Below are 654 nucleotides of genomic sequence, written 5' to 3' on the forward strand. Positions count from 1 at the left end.
GAATGGGCAAAAGATTAATGATAACGGAGTCTACCACTACGTGGAGCCGAATTCTGGGGAAATATTGTTGTTGATTATTGGAAGTAATGGCTATATTGTAACGGCACACCCCTTGAGGATGAACTAACATGATGGATGAGTTGAAGGAAAAACTCAAATTTCCAACTTTTATTCGGGGTACGGTACCTGATGCTGTATATCTAGATAGCGTCTACACACAGCTTGTTCTTATCGAATTTGCTAGCGGGCAAAAGGCATACGTCTTTGATGGTGCCTTCGAAGGTCATATGCTCTGTACCCCTGATATGATTGGGGGGATTAGAGAAGTCATCTTGGCCATGTTAGTATCATCTCTGGAAAAAATGGAGGCCGCTGAGAAAAGTGTAGATGCACCATTAGACCTTCAAGGAGATTACGCCGGACCTGACCTCGACATCAATGGCTGCATAGAAGAGATCATCATTCCAGATGACCCTAAAAGAGCTGAACGATGGCACGGTGCCATCGTCGATTTTGAAGCTGGAAGGATGCTAATTGACATTGATAAAAAAAATTCCTACCTCCAACTCGATGTAGGAGACTACGTTCACGCTTACGGCCGTGTAGACCTCCGGGGAATTGAGTAGACTTTACCCCGGTATTTCTTTTTTGTAC

The 654-nt window shown here is 44.0% G+C and carries 1 protein-coding gene; it reads left to right on the forward strand.

Annotation, left to right across the window (positions count from 1 at the left end; all coding sequences use genetic code 11):
- Positions 1-128: 128 nt before the first annotated feature.
- The gene (locus EI28_RS13025; protein ID WP_011844824.1) at positions 129-626 is read left to right on the forward strand and encodes a hypothetical protein; all 498 of its coding nucleotides are present in this window, start codon (positions 129-131) and stop codon (positions 624-626) included.
- Positions 627-654: the final 28 nt, after the last annotated feature.

Origin of the sequence: Methanoculleus sp. MH98A (assembly GCF_000691865.1) — an archaeon.
GTDB lineage: Archaea > Halobacteriota > Methanomicrobia > Methanomicrobiales > Methanoculleaceae > Methanoculleus.